Below are 16,716 nucleotides of genomic sequence, written 5' to 3'. Positions count from 1 at the left end.
GGCATGGGCCGGCTCAAGAAGCCGCTGTTGTGGCTGGTCGTCGCCTTCTTCGTCTACGCCATCTTCAAGTCGCCCGACCAGGCCGCCGGCATCGTCAAGAGCGGCTGGGACGGCCTGCTCGAGGGCCTGCGCGCCGTCGGTCACTTCTTCGACGCGCTGCTGGCCCAGTAGCCGCCGTGGCCGTGCGACGGCTGGGTCCGGTCGGGCCGCACGACGCCGGGCCTCCGCCGCCGGTCTCCGAGATCGGACGTCGGCAGGTGCAGCGCTACCTGCTGCCCACCGAGAGCCCGGTGATCACGACCCGCCGGCACCTCGCGGTCGTGGCCGAGCCGGTGGCGAGCGCCGTGGGCGGCGTGGTGCTGGCCGGGCTCGTCGTCGCCAAGGTCGGTGACTCGTTCAGCCTGCTGACCAACGTGGTGGCCCTCGGCGCCGTGGTGCTCGTGCTGCGCATGCTGTGGAACCTGTACGAGTGGCGCCGCGACTGGTTCGTCGTCACGGACGAGCGGCTGCTGCTGACCTACGGGATCCTCACCCGGCGCGTTGCCGTCATGCCGCTGTCGAAGGTCACGGACATGTCGTACAACGTCTCGGTCGTGGGCCGCTTGCTCGGCTACGGCGAGTTCGTCTTCGAGTCCGCCGGGCAGGAGCAGGCCCTGCACACGGTCAACTTCCTGGGCCGCTCGCAGTTCCTGTTCTCGGTGCTGTCGGCCGAGCTCTTCGGTCCCCAGGGCATCGCGTCCAGCCGGCGCTTCCGCCCCCGCCACGACGACTGACCGTCCGACCGCACGTTGGTCGAGAAGTGCGCTCAGGGGCGCCGTTAGACCGCACTTCGCAACCAAGGTGCGGTGAGGCGGCGGGTCAGGACGACGGGTCGGGACGTCGGCGGGCGGCCTTGGTCTCGCGGTCGGCCGCGTCGAGGGCGGCGGCCTCCTCGGGCGTGGGCGCCGTGCCACCGAGGTGCGCCGGGTGCCACCAGGCGTCCTCGCCAGGTCGCGGCTGCTCGGGCGTGCGGCGCTGCAGACCCTCGAGCAGCTCCTGCAGCCGCACCCGCAGCGCGGCGGTCAGCTCGTCGCCGTCCGCGGTCTTGGGGGCGGGGATCGGCTCGCCGACCTCGATCAGCACGTGCCGCCCTCGCGAGGTCAGGTCCTTCGGCCGGCCCTTGGTGAACATCCGCTGACCGCCCCACACCGCCACCGGCACCAGCGGCGTGCGCGACGCCTGGGCCAGCCGCACCGCTCCGGACTTGAGCTCCTTCACCGTGAACGACCGGCTGATCGTCGCCTCCGGGAAGATCCCCACGACCTCGCCCGCCTTCAGCGCGGCGAGCGCCTCGCGGAACGACGCCATGCCGGCGTCGCGGTCGACCGGGATGTGGTGCATGCCGCGCATCAGCGGGCCGCCGATGCGGTCCTTGAACACCGCGTCCTTGGCCATGAAGCGCGTGAGCCGCCGGTGCTTGCGCCCGGCCAGGCCGGCGAAGATGAAGTCGAGGTAGCTGACGTGGTTGCTCGCCAGCACCGCACCACCCGTGCGCGGCACGTGCTCGGCGCCGGTGACGCTCACCTTCATGCCCAGCGCGAGGAACGCGGTGCGCGCCAGCCCGATCACCGGCGGGTACACGAGGTCGGCCATCTGCCGACCCTACTGCCCGTGTCACTACGCTCGGACGCCGTGACCCGCTACCCCCTGACGCCGGAGTCGACGGCCGACCTCCACCTCGGCGACCTGTTCGCGGTGCGCCTCAAGGGCGGCGACCAGGCGGTGCTGCAGGTGCGCGGCCTGAAGGACTCGGGCGCGGGCGCGTTCACGCACTTCGTGGCCGGCGTGCTCGCCTGGCGCTCGCCGCGGTTGCCGGTGGGCTTCGACCTGCGCGGACGACGGGTGCTGGTCGAGGGGGTGCTGCGGTTCGAGGTCTTCACCTCCGGCGGCGCGCAGGTCTTCGGCACCAGCGACCAGGCCGTGCCGCCGGTGGGGTGGTCGGACCTGGCCAAGGCCTTCGCCGCCGGGACGACGACCGAGGTCTGGGCGTGGAAGTCGTTGCGCCGCAGGGCAGAGCCTGCGCTGAAGGACCAGCCGGTCGAGCCCGAGAGCCGGCCGACCTAGAGCCCCTTGACCGCCGAGACGACCTTGGTGAGCGAGTCCTTGGCGTCGCCGAACAGCAGCGTGGTGCGGGGGTCGTAGAGCAGCTCGTTCTCGATGCCCGCGAACCCGGGCCGCATCGAGCGCTTGAGGAACACCACCTGCTGCGCCTGGTCGACCTCCAGGATCGGCATGCCGTAGATCGGCGCGCCCGGCGTCGACTTGGCCGCCGGGTTGACGACGTCGTTGGCGCCCACGACGAGGGCGACGTCGGCGGTGCGCAGCTCGGGGTTGACCTGCTCCATCTCCTTGAGCACCTCGTACGGCACGTTCGCCTCGGCCAGCAGGACGTTCATGTGCCCGGGCATGCGGCCCGCCACCGGGTGGATGCCGTAGAGCACCTCGATGCCGCGCGCCTCGAGCAGCTCGGCCAGCTCGCGGATGGTGTGCTGCGCCTGGGCGACGGCCAGCCCATAACCCGGCACGATGACGACCTTGCGCGCGTAGCCGAGCAGGATCGCGACGTCGTCCGGGCTGCCCGAGCGCACCGGCCGGTCCTCGCCCGACCCGGCCACCGCGACGGTCGACGGGCGGAACGCCCCGAACAGGATCGAGGCGATCGAGCGACCCATGGCCGCGGCCATCAGGCGGGTCAGGATGGTGCCGCTCGCCCCCACGAGCGTGCCCGCCACCAGCAGCAGCGTGTTCTCGAGCACGTAGCCGGACGCCGCCACCGTCAGTCCCGTGAAGGCGTTGAGCAGCGAGATGACGATCGGGACGTCGGCGCCGCCCACCGGCAGCACGAACAGCACGCCGACGACCAGCGCCACGACCGCGAGCAGCGCGAGCGTCCAGGCCTGCGGCTCACCGCCGTCCGCGCCCTGCGCGACGACCACCACCGCGAGCGCCACGGCCACGAGCAACGAGCCGCCGAACAGGTACTGCCCGCCGCGGATCGTCACTGGCCGGGTCGTCATGAGCTCTTGCAGCTTGGCGAAGGTGACGCACGAGCCGCTGAACGAGACGCAGCCCACGAGCACCGTGAAGGCGCCGGCAGCCGCGGCCACCGCACCGCCGTCCGCGTGCAGCGTGAGCTCGAGCCCGGCGACCAGCGCGGCCGCGGCACCGCCGACGCCGTTGAACAGCGCCACCAGCTGCGGCATCTGGGTCATGGCCACCCGCCGCGCGGCGGGCACGCCGACGGCCGACCCGACGACGATCGCGACGAGGATCGCGGCCTCGTGGTGCAGGTCCTCCGACAAGAACGCCACCAGGACCGCGAGCACCGCGCCCGCCGCGCCGACCAGGTTGCCGCGCCGCGCGGAGGCGGGCGAAGACAGGCCCTTGAGCGCCAGCACGAAGCACGCGGCCGCGACGAGGTAGCCGAGCGCCGTCCAGGTCGGCGAGAGCAGGTTCACCGCTCACCGCCCGGCGTCGGGCGGGGCGCCCGGCCCTTGAACATCTCCAGCATCCGGTCGGTGACGACGAAACCGCCCACCATGTTGACCGTCGCCAGGACGACGGCAGCCAGGCCGAGCACCAGGCCGATCGTGGACGACGTCCGGCCGGTGACGAGGATCGCGCCCACGAGGATGACGCCGTGGATCGCGTTGGCACCGCTCATCAACGGGGTGTGCAACGTCGTCGACACCTTCGAGACGACCTCGAAGCCGACGAAGACCGACAGGACGAAGAACGTCAGCAGCGTCATCGCGTCCATCAGACCCCTCCCTCCAGCAGCGCGTTCGTGGGTTCGTGCAGCACCTGGCCGTCGTGCACGACGCAGGCGCCGGCCAGCACCTCGTCGTCCAGGTCGAGGGCCAGGTCGCCCTCGCCGGACACCATGAGGGCCAGCAAGTTCGTGAGGTTCTTGGCGTAGAGGCGGCTCGCGTCGACCGGCATCGTGGACGCCGCGTCGCGCATGCCGACCAGCGTGGCACCACCCACCGGGATCTCTTCTCCCGCAACGGATCCTTCGACGTTGCCGCCGCTCTCGGCGGCCAGGTCGACCACCACCGAACCCGGCTTCATCCCCTCGACCATCGCGCGCGTCACGAGCAGTGGCGCCGGTCGCCCCGGCACCGCGGCGGTCGTGATGAGCGCGTCGCTCTTCGCGACGAACGGGGCGAGCAGCTCGCGCTGGCGGGCCGCGCGGTCCTCGCCCATCTCGCGCGCGTAGCCGCCGGCGCCCTCGATCGCCTCGAGCTCGAGCTGCACGAACGTCGCACCCATCGACCGCACCTCGTCGGCCGAGGCCGGGCGGACGTCGTACGCCTCGACCTGCGCCCCCAGCCGGCGGGCCGTGGCGATCGCCTGGAGCCCGGCCACACCGGCGCCCAGCACCAGCACCCTGGCGGGCGGCACGGTGCCGGCCGCGGTCATGAACAGCGGGAAGAAGCGCGGCAGGCGGGTCGCGGCCTCGAGGGCGCAGCGGTACCCGGCCACGAGGGCCTGCGAGGTCAGCGCGTCCATCGACTGCGCGCGCGAGATGCGCGGCACCAGCTCGACCGAGAACGCCGTGGCGCCCGCGTCGCGCAGCGCGACGACGCCGTCCGGCTCGGCGGACGGCGACAGGAAGCCGATCGTGACCGCCCCTCGCCTGAGCCGGCCGGCGTCAGCGGGCAGCAGGGGGCGCACGTGCAGGACGACGTCCGCGCCGCCGAGCACGTCGCCGTCGACCACGCTCGCGCCGGCCTCGCGGAAGGCGTCGTCCGTGACGAGCGCGTGCGTCCCGGCCCCGGACTGCACGACCACCTCGTGGCCGTCCCGCACCAGCGCGGCCACGGTGTCGGGGACGGTCGCGACCCGTCGTTCGCCCTCGCGCGTCTCTGCCGGCACGGCGATCCTCATACCGACGCAACCTAGGGGACGCAGACGCCCCAGGACGACATGTGCTGCATCACAGGTGCAGCGCGTCCTGGGGCGCCGTCGCGCTCGGCGCGGCTCAGCCGCGCAGGTACACGTAGCCGATCATGAGCAGGGCCAGCACCACCGCGCCGAGCAGCAGGGCTGCTCCGGCGTCGCGCTGGTGCTCGTGCTCGTTCTCGGGCTGGTGGTCGGACGTCATCGGGATCTCCTGCGGGTCGGGCCCTCGTGGGGCCGCAGCGTGTGGGAGTCCACCCCCGGTGACCTACGGAACCGTAACCTACTCAGAGTAAGTTCGTCAAGGTGGCACGATGCCGCCATGACGGACGTGCGCACGGACGATCCCGCAGCTCCCGGTGCGGCGCCTCTCGACCTGCTGGTCTGGGACGCGCCGAACATCGACATGACGCTGTCGAACGTCATCGGCGCCAAGCCCTCCCCCGCCTCGCGCCCGCGGTTCGACGTCATCGCGCGCTGGTTCGTGCAGGCCGCGGGCGACCGCAACGTGGAGGCGAGCGTCTTCGCGAACGTGCCGCCCGCCGCCGCCACCGGCATGCGCGGCTGGATCGAGGCGCTGCGGTCGTTCGGCTACGCCGTCTTCGCCAAGCCCAAGCAGCACCCGGACGACGACGTCGACCTCGACATGCTGGCGCACATCTCCGACCGCGCGGCCTCGCACCAGCTGGTGCGGCTGGTGGTGGCGAGCGGCGACGGGCGCAACTTCCTCGAGCCGCTCGAGCACCTGGCGCGCGACGGCGTCGAGGTCGTCGTCCTGTCGTTCAGCGAGGTCGCGGGCTACGCGCTCGAGTCCGACCTGCTGACCTTCGTCGACCTCGAGGACGTGCCCGGCGCCTTCGTCACGCCGCTCGAGCGGGTGCGGCTCGACGCCCTGCCCGTCGAGGGCGCGTGGCTGCGGCCCACCCGGTCGCTGCGAGAGGTCGCGGGCGGCTAGCCGCCACGCCGCCGGCCTGGGTCGCGCGCGAGCGGTGCGGGCTTAGGCTGGACCGCACCCGTCAGCACGCCTCACGAGAGGCAGAGCCATCGCGCAGCCGCCCCCGCGCACCCACCGCGTCCCCGCGCACCGTCGTCCGCCGGCCCACCGCCGTCCGGGCGTCTCGGCGCGCGTGCGCCGCCGGCGCACGTTCGCGGTGGCCCTGCTGCTCGCGCTCGTCGCGACCACGGTGGCGCTCATGACGCGCGACGGGGACGGTCCCGGCGCGGCGGCCGCGGGCGGGCCGGGGAGCGGCGCGGGCGCGACGCAGCAGCCGTCGTCCGACGCCGCGCGCACGGCGAGCAGCGGCTCCACCGGGGGACAGCCGAGCGCCGACCAGTCCCAGACGCCGCGCCTGCTCGGGGACGTCGCGCAGCTGGGCCCGCGGACGCTGAAGACCGTGCCGGCCGCCACGCGCAAGGCGGTCGTCGTGCGCGGCGACGGCCCGACCTCGACCAAGGCCACGATCGAGCTCTACGAGCTGAGCGGCGGCGCCTGGCGCAAGACCGCCTCGTGGCGCGGCCACCTCGGCGCGCGGGGCTGGACCGACGACCACCGCGAGGGCGACCTGCGCACGCCCACCGGCACGTACACGCTCACCGACGCGGGCGGTCGCCTCACCGACCCCGGCACCAAGCTGCCGTACCACCGCTCGAACAGCTTCGTGCCCAGCGGTTCCGGCGTCTTCGGCGACTCGCTCGCCGGCAGCTTCGACTACGTCATCGCCATCGACTTCAACCGCCGCAAGGGCGTCTCGCCGCTCGACAGCACGCACCCGCTGGGCGACGCGAAGGGCGGCGGCATCTGGCTGCACGTCGACCACGACGGACCGACCCACGGCTGCGTGTCGGTGCCGCGGGCCGGCATGCGCACGCTGCTGCGCGAGCTGTCACCGTCCGACCACCCGGTGGTCGTCATGGGCGACGGCAGCCGGCTGTCCGCGTGAGCCGGTCGATCACGCCGGACGACGTCGCGGGGGCCGCGCGCCGCGTGCACGACCACGTGCGGCGCACCCCGGTCGCCCGCTTCGAGGCGGGCGCGCTCGGCATCGCCGGTCCGTGGTGGGCCAAGCTCGAGCTGGTGCAGCACTCGGGGTCGTTCAAGGCCCGCGGCGCGTTCAACCGGCTGCTCGCGGCGCGCGACGACGGCTCGCTGCCCGCGGCCGGGGTGGTCGCGGCGTCCGGAGGGAACGCCGGGCTAGCCGTGGCGTACGCGGCACGCGCGATCGGCGTCCCGGCCGAGGTCTGCGTGCCGACCACCGCGCCCGCGGTCAAGGTGGCCAAGCTCGCGGCGCTCGGCGCGGTCGTCGTGCAGCACGGCACCGAGTACGCACAGGCCATGGCGGCCGCGGTGGAGCGGGCCCGCACCACCGGCGCCCTGTTCGTCCACGCGTACGACCAGCCCGAGGTGTGCGCGGGCCAGGGCACGCTGGGGCTCGAGCTGCTCGACCAGCTGCCGGACGTCGACACCGTCGTCGTCGCGGTCGGCGGCGGTGGGCTGATGGCCGGCGTCGCGACGGCGCTGCACGGTCGCGCGCGGGTCGTGGGCGTCGAGCCCGAGACGATCCCGACGCTGCACACCGCGCTGCGCGAGGGTGGTCCGACGGACGTCGACGTCTCGGGCGTCGCCGCCGACTCGCTGGGCGCGCGACGGCTGGGCGACATCGCGTTCGCGGCCGCCGTCGCCGAGGACGTGCAGAGCGTGCTCGTCAGCGAGAACGCCATCATCGCTGCGAGACAACAGATGTGGGACGACGCGCGGCTCGTGGTCGAGCACGGGTGCGCCGCCGCACTGGCGGCTCTGACGAGTGGGGCGTACCGGCCCGAACCGGACGAGTCGGTCGCGGTCGTGCTCTGCGGCAGCAACACCGACCCGTCAGACCTGTTGCGCTGAAAGGCTTCCCAGCGCTGGTCCGCCGGGTTCATCATGGCGAGGATCGCAGGGACCGACGCGGTCCGCTGCGCTGACTGCCACGGCGGTGCACATGTGGGCGATCCACGGCCGAGTCCTCCCGATGTCGGACCACCCCGACGTGCCGACGTCCCGATCGGGCGCGTTCGCCGGCACGGTCTGGATCGACGACGCGGGACTCGTCGCCGCCGTCACCACCTCGCGGCAGAAGCGCCCGGCGGCGTTCGCCGGCGCGACGGTGGTCGACGTCGGCACGTCGATCGTCATGCCCGGCCTGGTCGACCTGCACAACCACCTGGCCTACAACACGTTGCCGTTGTGGACCGAGCCCACGCAGGCGACGCCGTTCGCCCACCACGACTCGTGGCCGCGCGCGAAGACGTATGCGGCCTCGACGACCTGGCCCGCCTACGCGCTGATCACCGCCTGCCCGGCGGAGCTGCTGGCGTACGTCGAGACGAAGGCCCTGGTGGGCGGCACCACGACGATCCAGGGCTCGCCGCCGATGAACCGGCCGCGCGACGGGTGGCTGGTGCGCAACGTCGAGGACGAGACCTTCGGCACGGGTGACGCCGGCCTGGTGTACGCCTCGACCCTGACGGCCAAGGCACCGACCCTGGCCGACCGGGCCAACCGGATGCGCCAGGGCTCCAGCTTCATCTACCACTGCTCCGAGGGGCAGCGCGGCAGCCTGGTCGCGCGCGAGTTCACCGCCGCCGAGCAGGCCGGCTGCCTGCAGGAGCGGTTCGTCGCCGTGCACGCCAACGCCGTCGACCCCGCCCGCTTCGCCGCCTGGTCGCAGCGCCCGGGTGCCATCGCCTGGTCGCCGTTCTCGAACCTCTGGCTCTACGGGCAGACCACTGACGTGCCGGCGGCGCGCGCCGCCGGCATCACCGTGTGCCTCGGATCGGACTGGGCGCCGTCGGGCACCAAGCACGTGCTGGGCGAGGTCAAGGTCGCCCGCACCGTCAGCGACCAGCTGGGCTGGGGGCTCACCGACCGCGACCTGGTCGAGATGGTGACCTCGTCGCCGGGCGACGTGCTGGCCCGGTCGTGGAAGCGCCAGGTGGGCCGGCTCGAGCCCGGGGCCATCGCCGACGTCCTGGTGCTGCACGCCTCGCGCACCGCTGCGCCGTACCGCGCGGTCGTGCGCTCGACCGAGCCCGACGTCCAGCTCGTCGTCGTCGCCGGACGGGCCCGGTACGGCACGGCCACCCTGATGGGCAGGGCCGCCGCCGACCCGGTCACGAGCATCACCGTGGCCGGGCAGGACCGCCGGCTCGCGCTGTCGCCGCCCGACGACGCCACCGCGTCGTGGGCCTGGTCGGACGTCGTCGACCGCATGGAGCAGGTGCGCGCCCACCCGAAGGCCGAGATCGAGAAGGCGCAGGGCCACCTCGCGGCGTTCGCGGGCCGGCTCGACGCGCGCGACGCCCCGTTGCGCCTGGCGCTCGACATGCCCACCGGGGTCGGCCCGGTCGGCGGCCTGCCGAAGGACCTCGACGACGTCGTCGTCCCTCCGCTGCAGTCGCTGTCGCACGACGCGGCCTGGCTCGACTCGCTCGTCGGCCGCGGCTTCCACGGCGGCGTGCTCGACGAGCTGGCCACCTACTACCCCTGACCGCCTCGACCGACGGGACGCCGACCATGGCCGCACGCACCGCGCGCCGCACCACCGATGTCGCTGCGGCACAACGCGGCCAGGCCCTCGCCGACGTCCCGGCCGCGGACGACGGACGGCTGGACGGCGGCGAGCGGCAGCAGGTGCTCGACACCCTGATCGCCGTTCTCGGCGGTGCGTACGCGCACCTGCCCGCCAAGCGCGCGGCGTACGCGATCGACCCGGTGCACGAGCTCGAGCTGCTGCGCCGCCGGGCCGCCGACCTCACGGACGCCGAGTTCCACCTCGCGGTCAGCGGCGTGGTCACCCGGCTGCGCGACGCGCACACGCGGTACGTCGGGCCGGTCTCGCTGCGCGGCCAGGTCGCGGCGCTGCCCTTCCTCGTCGAGCAGTACGGACCGGCCGACGACCCGCAGTTCCTCGTCACCAAGACCGCACCGGACGTCGGCGGGGACGGCAGCTTCGAGGCCGGCGTGCGGCTGGAGATGTGGAACGGCGTGCCGTTCGCGCGTGCGGTCGAGGTGCACGCCGACCGCGAGACCGGCGGTCGGCCCGACGCGCGCCGGGCCCGCGCGTTGGAGTCGTTGACGTTCCGCTCCCTCGACCACGGCCCGCCGCCCGACGAGCACTGGGTCGTGGTGGGCTACCGGACGCGCCGCGGCGCCCGCCGCGAGCTGCGGCTGCCCTGGCGGCTGCTGGTGCCGGGGCGCGCCGGCACCGCGGCCCAGCCCGGCTCGCGGGCGCTCACGAAGCAGGCGACGAACCCGGCGGCCGAGGCCGTGCGCCGCGCCAAGAAGCTGCTCTTCGCGCCGCACCTCTGGGCGGCCGAGAACGCGGCCCCCGTCGTCCCGCGGCAGCGTGGCGCCGGCGACCCGATCCCGACGTCGTTCCAGGACACCCTGGCCGCGCGCGCTCTGTCGCCGACGCTGGGCTACCTGCGGATCTGGTCGTTCGACGTCGGGGACGACGACGCGTTCCTCGACGAGGTGACGCGGCTGCTGGGGCTGCTGCCCCAGGGCGGGCTGGTCGTCGACCTGCGGGCCAACCCGGGCGGCCTGGTGTGGGCGGCCGAGCGGATGCTGCAGCTCTTCACCGACAACCCGGTGCTGCCCACCCGCTTCCAGCTCGTCGCCTCACCGCTCACGCGGGAGATGGCGGCGAGCCCGTTCAACCGGCTCGAGCTGCAGGCCTGGGCGCCCTCGCTCGAGGACGCGATCTCGACCGGCGAGCAGTACGCCCAGCCCCTGCCGCTCACGGACCCGCAGTGGTGCAACGACCGCGGCCGCGCCTACCCGGGCCCGGCCGTCGCGGTCGTCGACGCCAACACCTACTCGTCGGGCGACCTGTTCTCGGCCGGCTGGGTCGACAACGGCGTCGGCCCCCTCGTCTGCGTCGGGCAGGCGACGGGAGCGGGCGGCGCCAACGTCTGGACCGGCGACCAGCTGCGCGACGCCCTCGCCGGCACCGACCACCAGTACGACCCGATGCCGGCCGGGTCCGGCTTCACCCTCGCGATCCGGCGGGCGATCCGGTCGGGCACCTCGGACGGCATCCCGATCGAGGACCTCGGCATCACCGGCATCCCCTACGACATGACCCGCGACGACCTGCTCAAGAGCAACAAGGACCTGTACGCCTTCTGCGCCGACGTCCTGGCGCAGACGCCCTAGGGAGGATGCACGTGGTCGAGTTCGACGCCGGGCCGCCGAAGGCCGTCGCCAACCACCTCGCGGCGATGCCGACGTACGCGCCGCACCGGGACCTGTTCTGGTACGACTGGGGCCCGGTCTTCTACCGCGGCCGCCTCGACCGCTCGGCCCGCCTGCTGTGCATCGCCTCCGACCCCGGGCCGACCGAGCGGATCGCCAACCGCACCCTGGTCGGCGACGCGGGCCAGCGCGTGCAGGGCTTCCTCACCAAGCTCGGGCTGACCCGCAGCTACGTCCTGGTCAACGCGTTCTCGTACGCGCTGCTGCCGTCGCGGGCGCAGGGCGCGACGCCGATCCTGTCGGAGCCGCAGCACCGGACGTGGCGGAACACGTTGCTGGACAAGGTGACCGGGCCCTCGTTGCAGGCGGTGGTCGCCTTCGGCGCGCAGGCCCGCGCGGCCGTCAAGCTCTGGGACGACGCCCCCGACGTCCCGGTGCTGCAGGTGCCCCACCCGTCCAGCCGGGACGCCAAGAAGCTCGTCACCGAGTGGCACGCCGCCGTGCAGCAGCTGCGCGGCGTCGTGACGCCGGACGACGACGGGGACGCGAGCGGGCCGAACTACGGCGCGAAGTTCGCCGAGTCCGACTACGCCCGGATCCCCCCGCGCGACCTCCCGTTCGGCGTGCCGGCGTGGCTCGGCGACGACCACGAGGGACGCACCAGCCGGCCGAAGCACAACAACAGCGTCGAGCGCCCGTCGACCGACCTGCGGCACACGCTGGTGTGGCGCGCGCCGGACGGCCAGCCCTAGAGCTCCGGGTCGGGCCGCGCCGGTCCGAGCAGCCGCTCGACCACCTCGGGTCGTCCGGGCCAGGCGTCGAGCAGCACCTCGCGCGGCACCCGTCGTCCGGCGTAGCGCAAGGCCAGCGCGACCACGACGACGTCGTCCAACGGCCCGATGACCGGCAAGAACTCCGGGATCAGGTCGACCGGCGACAGCACCCAGAGCCCGGCGACCGCCACGGCGACCTTCGCGCTGCGCGGGACGTCGGGGTGCCGGCGCAGGCGCCGCACGGTGGTCAGGCAGTCGGGCAGCAGCCGGGCCAGGTCGCGGGCCGTGCCCTCGGGCAGCCGGCTCGCGAGCAGCACCATGAGCGCCCACGTCGCCAGCACCACGGCGACGCCGATCCCCAGCGCCACCAGCCAGCTCCGCACGGCCGCGACCCTACGTCGTGACCCGGCCCTCGTGCAGCGTGACCACCCGGTCGGCGACGTCGAGCAGCCGCTCGTCGTGCGTCGCCACGAGCACCGCCGACCCGTGCGCCTGCGCCAGCCGCACGGCGGCCACGACCAGCTGCACGTGCTCGTCGTCCTGGTGCCCGGTCGGCTCGTCGAGCACCGCGAGCCGCGGCGCGAGCACCAGCGCCCGCCCCAGCGCCGTGCGCTGCTGCTCGCCCATCGAGGTCTGCGTGACACGTCGCGGGCCCAGCGCGGTCAGGTCGAGCGCAGCCAGCAGCTCGGCCGCGAGCGTCCCCTCGCCCGTGCGCCCGGCGAGGGTCGTGGGCGCCAGCACGTTCTCGGCGACCGACAGCTCCGCGACCAGCGCAAGACGTTGCGGCAGAAGGGAGACGACGGCCCAGTCGTCGACCTCGTGCGCCGGTCGCCCGTCGACCCGCACCGACCCGGACGACGGCCGGTCGAGCCCCGCGACGAGGTGGCACAGGGTCGACTTGCCCGAGCCGGACCGTCCCGCGAGCGCCACCACCTCGCCGGGCGCGACGTCCACGGCCACGTCGGTCAGCACCGTCGCCCGGCCCACCCGGTGCGTCACCTCGCGCACCTGCACCAACGGCTCAGCCATGCGGGCCCCCCAGGTCCGGCGGCAGCAGCCGCACGCCGTCGGCCTCGACCACGACGCGGGCCCGGCTGCCGGGGAAGAGCTCGAGCGCCTCGGGCGGCAGCTGCAGCCGACCGGTCGAGTCGATGCTCGCGGTGGCCGGACCGCCGGCGTCGGACTCGGTCGAGAGCACGCCGTGCCGCAGGTGCAGCACGCGGTCGGCCGCCGCGACGGCCCGGTGGTCGTGGGTCGACAGGACGACGGCGCTGCCGCCCGCCGCGCACCGCCGCAGCTCGGCCAGCACCAGCGCGGACGTCGCGTCGTCGAGCTCGGCCGTCGGCTCGTCGGCGACCACGAGCGCCGGGGCGCCCACCACGGCCGCCGCCACGGCCAGGCGCTGCTGCTCACCGCCGCTGAGCTCGCGGTTCAGCGCGCCCGCACGGTCCGCCAGGCCGAGCCGGTCGAGCAGTGCCAGCGGGTCGACGTCCGGCACCTCGCGCAGGGCGGCCGCCTGCGCGACCTGCTCGCGGGCGCGCAGGTGCTCGAACAGGCTGTGCGTCGGCCGTTGCGCGACCCAGGCGACCTCGCGGCGCCGCACGTCGCGCAGGGCCGAGCGCGAGAGCCGGGCGGTGTCGTGCCCGTCGACCCACAGCTCGCCGCCGCTCTGCCGCTCGCGCAGCGCCAGCACGGCGAGCAGGCTGGACTTGCCGCTGCCGGACGGCCCGGTGACGGCCGTGACGACGCCGCGCGGGAACGTCGCGTCGACCCCGCGCAGGGCGTGCGTCTCGCCCGTGGCGGAGGGGTAGATGCGCACCAGGCGGGCGCACCGAGCGCCCGCCGCTGCTCGCTCAGTCATCGCGCAGCACCTCCGTCGGCCGGGCCCGGCGCACCCGCGCGCGCGCCGCCAGCACCGCCACGCCGAGCGCGACCACGGCGGTCGCCACCCCGGCCAGCACGGATGTCGGCCCCACCCTCAGCACGAACGCCGGGGCCGCCGCACCGCCGGGGTCGAGCAGCCGCGGACCGAACGGCCGCACCAGCAGCAGCCCCACGAAGCCCAGCACCAGCGCGATCGCGGCCAGCAGCGACAGCTCGACCAGCCTCGCGCGCCGGGTGCCCCGTCGTCCGAGCCCGGCGCGCGCGAGCACGAGGTCGGCCGCGAGCGCCCGGCGCGCCCCGCGGTCGGCGGCCATGGCGAGCACGAGCACGGCGACGAGCGCGACGCACGCCCCGAGCGCCACCTGGTAGCCGCGCGACCGGCGCGCCGCCACCAGGTCGGGCTGCTGCTCGACCTCGGCCAGCGTGTGCTCGCCGCTGGTGCGCACCTCGTGCGCGGCGGCGATGTCGGCGAGCTCCTTGGAGCCGCGCGACGACCACAGCGCCGGGTAGTACTCGGCCGGGGCGCGGTTGAACCGGCCGGAGTCGCCGGGCGGGCGCAGCCGCGGGTCCTCGACGCCGAGCGAGGAGAAGAAGCTGTCGGCCGGGACGACGACCATGCCGATGCTGCCGCTGTGCCCCGGGAAGGTCGGGACGACGTCCAGCACCTGGATCGGGACGTCGTCACCGCGCGTGGTGAGCGCCGCCTTGTCGCCCGGGCCCTGCAGGACGTCGCCCACCTCGAGCGCCGGCACCGGCACCCCGGCCTCGCCGCCCACCATCCGGGCGAGCGCGGCGCGGTCCTCGACCCCGAGGCGTCGCACCAGGGCTCGTGCCCGTGCCAGCTCGGGACCGGTGCCCCACGACGCGACGTCGGCGAACCGCGCGGGGTCGACGACCAGCAGGTCGAGGTTGGCGAACTCGGGCGGCACGGTCGTGCGGGTGCGCCAGACCATCGTCGTGCCCTCGGGCAGCGGGGGCACGCGCGCGCCGGGCACCGGCGTGCGGTCGGGCGGCAGCAGCTCGTCGCCCGGCTCCGGCTCGGGGACCAGCGCGGCGCCGGGGTCGAGCAGCCACGAGGCCTCGACGTCGGCCGTCGCCACCGCACCCGCCCGGGCCGCCGCACGGTCGCCCGCCACCTGGCCCACGGACGCCGACGCCGCCACCGCGTAGGCGAGCAGCCCGAGGCCCACGGCGACCACGCAGACCACGAGCACGCCCTGCCGTCCCGCTCCGGACACGCGCCGCAGCGCCAGCGCCAGCGCCGGACGACGGGCCCACGACGGCGGGCGGACGCGCAGCACGCGGTCGAGACCGTCGAGGGCGAGGCGCCCGCCGAGCGCACCGGTCGCGGCGAGCACCAGCACGGGCAGCAGCAGGTCGGTGGGGCCGGGCGGAGAGCCGTCGACCGGACGGGTCGCGAGCGCCACGGCCAGCGCGACGGCCACGGCTGCGAGCACCAGCTCCCAGGGCAGCGGGCGCGACCGCCGCTCGCCGCCGGTCAATCGCGAGGCCCGCCGCGCGGCGAGCCCGGTCACGAGCCCGGTGAGCAGCACCCCACCGGCGACCGCGGCCAGCGCCTGCACCGCACCGGCACCGAGGCCGGCCGTCGTGACCCGGCCCTGCGGACCCACCAGCCGGACGACGACCCAGGCCAGCGGGACGCCCACCGTCACGCCGACCACGGCCGGGACGACGACCCCGACGGCCTCGCGCGTCGCCGTCGCGAGCGGCCGGACGCCGAGACCGGCCGCGTGCCGCAGCTCGACCGAGCGCCGGGCGGTAGTCAGCACCGCGACGCCCAGCACCGCGAGCAGGCCCAGCGCGGTGCCGGCGGCCACCTGCGTGCGGGTCCAGGCGACGGTGCGGCGCGCGACGTCGTCCGCCGCCTGCACGATGTCGGGCAGACCGCTGACCACCTGCTCGCGCAACCGGTCGGGCGTCTGGCCGAGCAGCGAGGGGTCGCGCACCTCGACCCGCAGCTCGCGGATGCCCGCGACGGTCTCGCGCGCGTGCGCCAGCGTCGGCACCACGGGGTCGAGCTGGGCCTCGACCGAGTACAGCAACGTGTCGCCGGTCTCGCGCGTGATGGCGGTGGCGGTCGCGACGTCGGTGACGAGCAGCTGCGAGGGCAGCGTGCCGAACTCGGTGTCGGTCGGCAGCGCCGCGCGGCGGTAGCTCCAGCGGCGCGTCCCCGGCGGGTCGGCGGGCGTGCGGCCGTCGGCGGCCACCCGGTAGGTGCCGGCCACGGTCGCCGTGGCCCGGGTCGGGTCGCGGTGGGCGCGCTCCACGCCGACGACGACCTGGTCGCCGGGCTCGACCCGCATCCGAGCGGCCAGCGGCGCCGGGAACCACAGGGCCGGACCGCTCACCGGCCCCGTCGCGCGCTCGACGACCACGAGCGCGTCGGGCCCGGCGTCGTCCGCCATCAGCCGCGCCCGCTCCTGCCGGCCGCCGGCGAGGACGTACGGCGTGAACGGCACGCCGGGCAGCAGCTCGCGCCCGACCGACGCCGCCGTGACCACCGGCTCGCCCAGGCCGGGGACGTCGTCGAGCGCACCGCGCAGGTTGCCTCGGCCGACCAGGTTCACCCCGCCGACGACGCGCACGACCGGCCCGTCGCCGGCCGGGGCGCCGTCGGGGACGACGCGCAGCTGGTCGGCCACCGCAGCCCCGGACGACGCCTCGGCGAACACCGGGCCGGACGCCGCGGCGGCCGCGAGCAGGACGAAGGCCGAGAGCACGAGCCCGCCCCAGGCGCCCGCCACCTCGCGACCCGGCGCGCGGCGCCACAGCGGCTGCACGGGCGTCAGGCGCGCAGGGCCGTCGCGGCGTCGGTGCTCACGGCCCCAGTCTGCCGCGAGAGCGCTCTCACCGGGAGGGGTT

18 protein-coding genes are annotated in these 16,716 nt (G+C 75.1%); 9 read left to right on the top strand and 9 right to left on the bottom strand.

Going from position 1 to position 16,716, the window contains the following annotated elements; translation table 11 throughout:
- The first annotated feature begins 3 nt into the window (after nt 1-3).
- On the top strand, nt 4-171 hold the full coding sequence (locus ACYVJ4_RS05945) for a hypothetical protein (protein WP_460459191.1): 168 nt from the start codon (nt 4-6) through the stop codon (nt 169-171).
- Between the two features lie 5 nt (nt 172-176).
- A complete protein-coding gene (locus ACYVJ4_RS05940) occupies nt 177-773 on the top strand; it encodes a PH domain-containing protein (RefSeq protein ID WP_460459190.1) in 597 nt (198 codons plus the stop codon).
- Nucleotides 774-858: 85 nt separating this feature from the next.
- Here the strand turns inward: ACYVJ4_RS05940 and ACYVJ4_RS05935 are convergent, their stop codons facing one another.
- Complete coding sequence (locus ACYVJ4_RS05935) at nt 859-1,632, bottom strand: lysophospholipid acyltransferase family protein (protein ID WP_460459189.1); 774 nt, start codon at nt 1,630-1,632, stop codon at nt 859-861.
- Nucleotides 1,633-1,671: 39 nt separating this feature from the next.
- Here ACYVJ4_RS05935 and ACYVJ4_RS05930 point away from each other — a divergent pair, with 39 nt between their 5' ends.
- Entirely contained in the window at nt 1,672-2,103 is a 432-nt protein-coding gene (locus ACYVJ4_RS05930) for a hypothetical protein (protein WP_460459188.1), read from the top strand.
- On the opposite strand, the gene ACYVJ4_RS05925 is transcribed toward ACYVJ4_RS05930, so the two are convergent.
- From ACYVJ4_RS05925 to ACYVJ4_RS05910, 4 genes are all read right to left on the bottom strand, one after another.
- Nucleotides 2,100-3,497 (bottom strand): NAD(P)(+) transhydrogenase (Re/Si-specific) subunit beta, encoded by a 1,398-nt coding sequence (locus tag ACYVJ4_RS05925; RefSeq protein WP_460459187.1) that lies wholly within the window; start codon nt 3,495-3,497, stop codon nt 2,100-2,102. The two genes, ACYVJ4_RS05930 and ACYVJ4_RS05925, sit on opposite strands and share 4 nt — an antisense overlap.
- Entirely contained in the window at nt 3,494-3,799 is a 306-nt protein-coding gene (locus ACYVJ4_RS05920; protein WP_460459186.1) for an NAD(P) transhydrogenase subunit alpha part 2, read from the bottom strand. The genes ACYVJ4_RS05925 and ACYVJ4_RS05920 overlap by 4 nt, the downstream gene beginning before the upstream one ends.
- A complete protein-coding gene (locus ACYVJ4_RS05915; RefSeq protein WP_460459185.1) occupies nt 3,799-4,929 on the bottom strand; it encodes a Re/Si-specific NAD(P)(+) transhydrogenase subunit alpha in 1,131 nt (376 codons plus the stop codon). Before ACYVJ4_RS05915 ends, ACYVJ4_RS05920 begins: the two co-directional genes overlap by 1 nt.
- A 94-nt stretch (nt 4,930-5,023) precedes the next feature.
- The gene (locus ACYVJ4_RS05910; protein WP_460459184.1) at nt 5,024-5,146 is read right to left on the bottom strand and encodes a hypothetical protein; all 123 of its coding nucleotides are present in this window, start codon (nt 5,144-5,146) and stop codon (nt 5,024-5,026) included.
- Between the two features lie 117 nt (nt 5,147-5,263).
- On the opposite strand from ACYVJ4_RS05910, the gene ACYVJ4_RS05905 reads away from it, so the two are divergent.
- The 6 genes from ACYVJ4_RS05905 to ACYVJ4_RS05880 all read left to right on the top strand — a co-directional run bounded on the left by ACYVJ4_RS05905 (nt 5,264) and on the right by ACYVJ4_RS05880 (nt 11,928).
- Nucleotides 5,264-5,896 (top strand): NYN domain-containing protein, encoded by a 633-nt coding sequence (locus tag ACYVJ4_RS05905; RefSeq protein ID WP_460459183.1) that lies wholly within the window; start codon nt 5,264-5,266, stop codon nt 5,894-5,896.
- A 172-nt stretch (nt 5,897-6,068) separates the two neighbouring features.
- Entirely contained in the window at nt 6,069-6,881 is an 813-nt protein-coding gene (locus ACYVJ4_RS05900) for a L,D-transpeptidase family protein (RefSeq protein ID WP_460459182.1), read from the top strand.
- Entirely contained in the window at nt 6,878-7,828 is a 951-nt protein-coding gene (locus ACYVJ4_RS05895) for a threonine/serine dehydratase (protein WP_460459181.1), read from the top strand. The genes ACYVJ4_RS05900 and ACYVJ4_RS05895 overlap by 4 nt, the downstream gene beginning before the upstream one ends.
- Nucleotides 7,829-7,949: 121 nt before the next feature.
- Nucleotides 7,950-9,467, top strand: coding sequence for an amidohydrolase family protein (locus ACYVJ4_RS05890; RefSeq protein ID WP_460459180.1), 1,518 nt, complete (start codon nt 7,950-7,952; stop codon nt 9,465-9,467).
- 26 nt (nt 9,468-9,493) lie between these two features.
- Nucleotides 9,494-11,137 carry a S41 family peptidase gene (locus ACYVJ4_RS05885; RefSeq protein ID WP_460459179.1) on the top strand — a complete coding sequence of 548 codons (1,644 nt, stop codon included), beginning with the start codon at nt 9,494-9,496 and terminating at the stop codon, nt 11,135-11,137.
- 11 nt (nt 11,138-11,148) lie between these two features.
- A complete protein-coding gene (locus tag ACYVJ4_RS05880) occupies nt 11,149-11,928 on the top strand; it encodes a uracil-DNA glycosylase family protein (RefSeq protein ID WP_460459178.1) in 780 nt (259 codons plus the stop codon).
- Here ACYVJ4_RS05880 and ACYVJ4_RS05875 read toward each other — a convergent pair.
- The 4 genes from ACYVJ4_RS05875 to ACYVJ4_RS05860 are packed head-to-tail and all read right to left on the bottom strand — an operon-like array spanning nt 11,925 to nt 16,634.
- A complete protein-coding gene (locus ACYVJ4_RS05875; RefSeq protein WP_460459177.1) occupies nt 11,925-12,332 on the bottom strand; it encodes a YkvA family protein in 408 nt (135 codons plus the stop codon). The genes ACYVJ4_RS05880 and ACYVJ4_RS05875 overlap by 4 nt on opposite strands.
- 10 nt (nt 12,333-12,342) lie before the next feature.
- Complete coding sequence (locus ACYVJ4_RS05870; RefSeq protein ID WP_460459176.1) at nt 12,343-12,978, bottom strand: ATP-binding cassette domain-containing protein; 636 nt, start codon at nt 12,976-12,978, stop codon at nt 12,343-12,345.
- Complete coding sequence (locus tag ACYVJ4_RS05865; RefSeq protein WP_460459175.1) at nt 12,971-13,810, bottom strand: ABC transporter ATP-binding protein; 840 nt, start codon at nt 13,808-13,810, stop codon at nt 12,971-12,973. Before ACYVJ4_RS05865 ends, ACYVJ4_RS05870 begins: the two co-directional genes overlap by 8 nt.
- Nucleotides 13,803-16,634, bottom strand: coding sequence for a hypothetical protein (locus tag ACYVJ4_RS05860; RefSeq protein WP_460459174.1), 2,832 nt, complete (start codon nt 16,632-16,634; stop codon nt 13,803-13,805). Before ACYVJ4_RS05860 ends, ACYVJ4_RS05865 begins: the two co-directional genes overlap by 8 nt.
- Between the last annotated feature and the right edge of the window lie 82 nt (nt 16,635-16,716).

The organism is Angustibacter peucedani, assembly GCF_054779595.1.
Note: the sequence above shows the minus strand (reverse complement) of the source record. Positions and strands in the feature narration are given on the sequence as shown.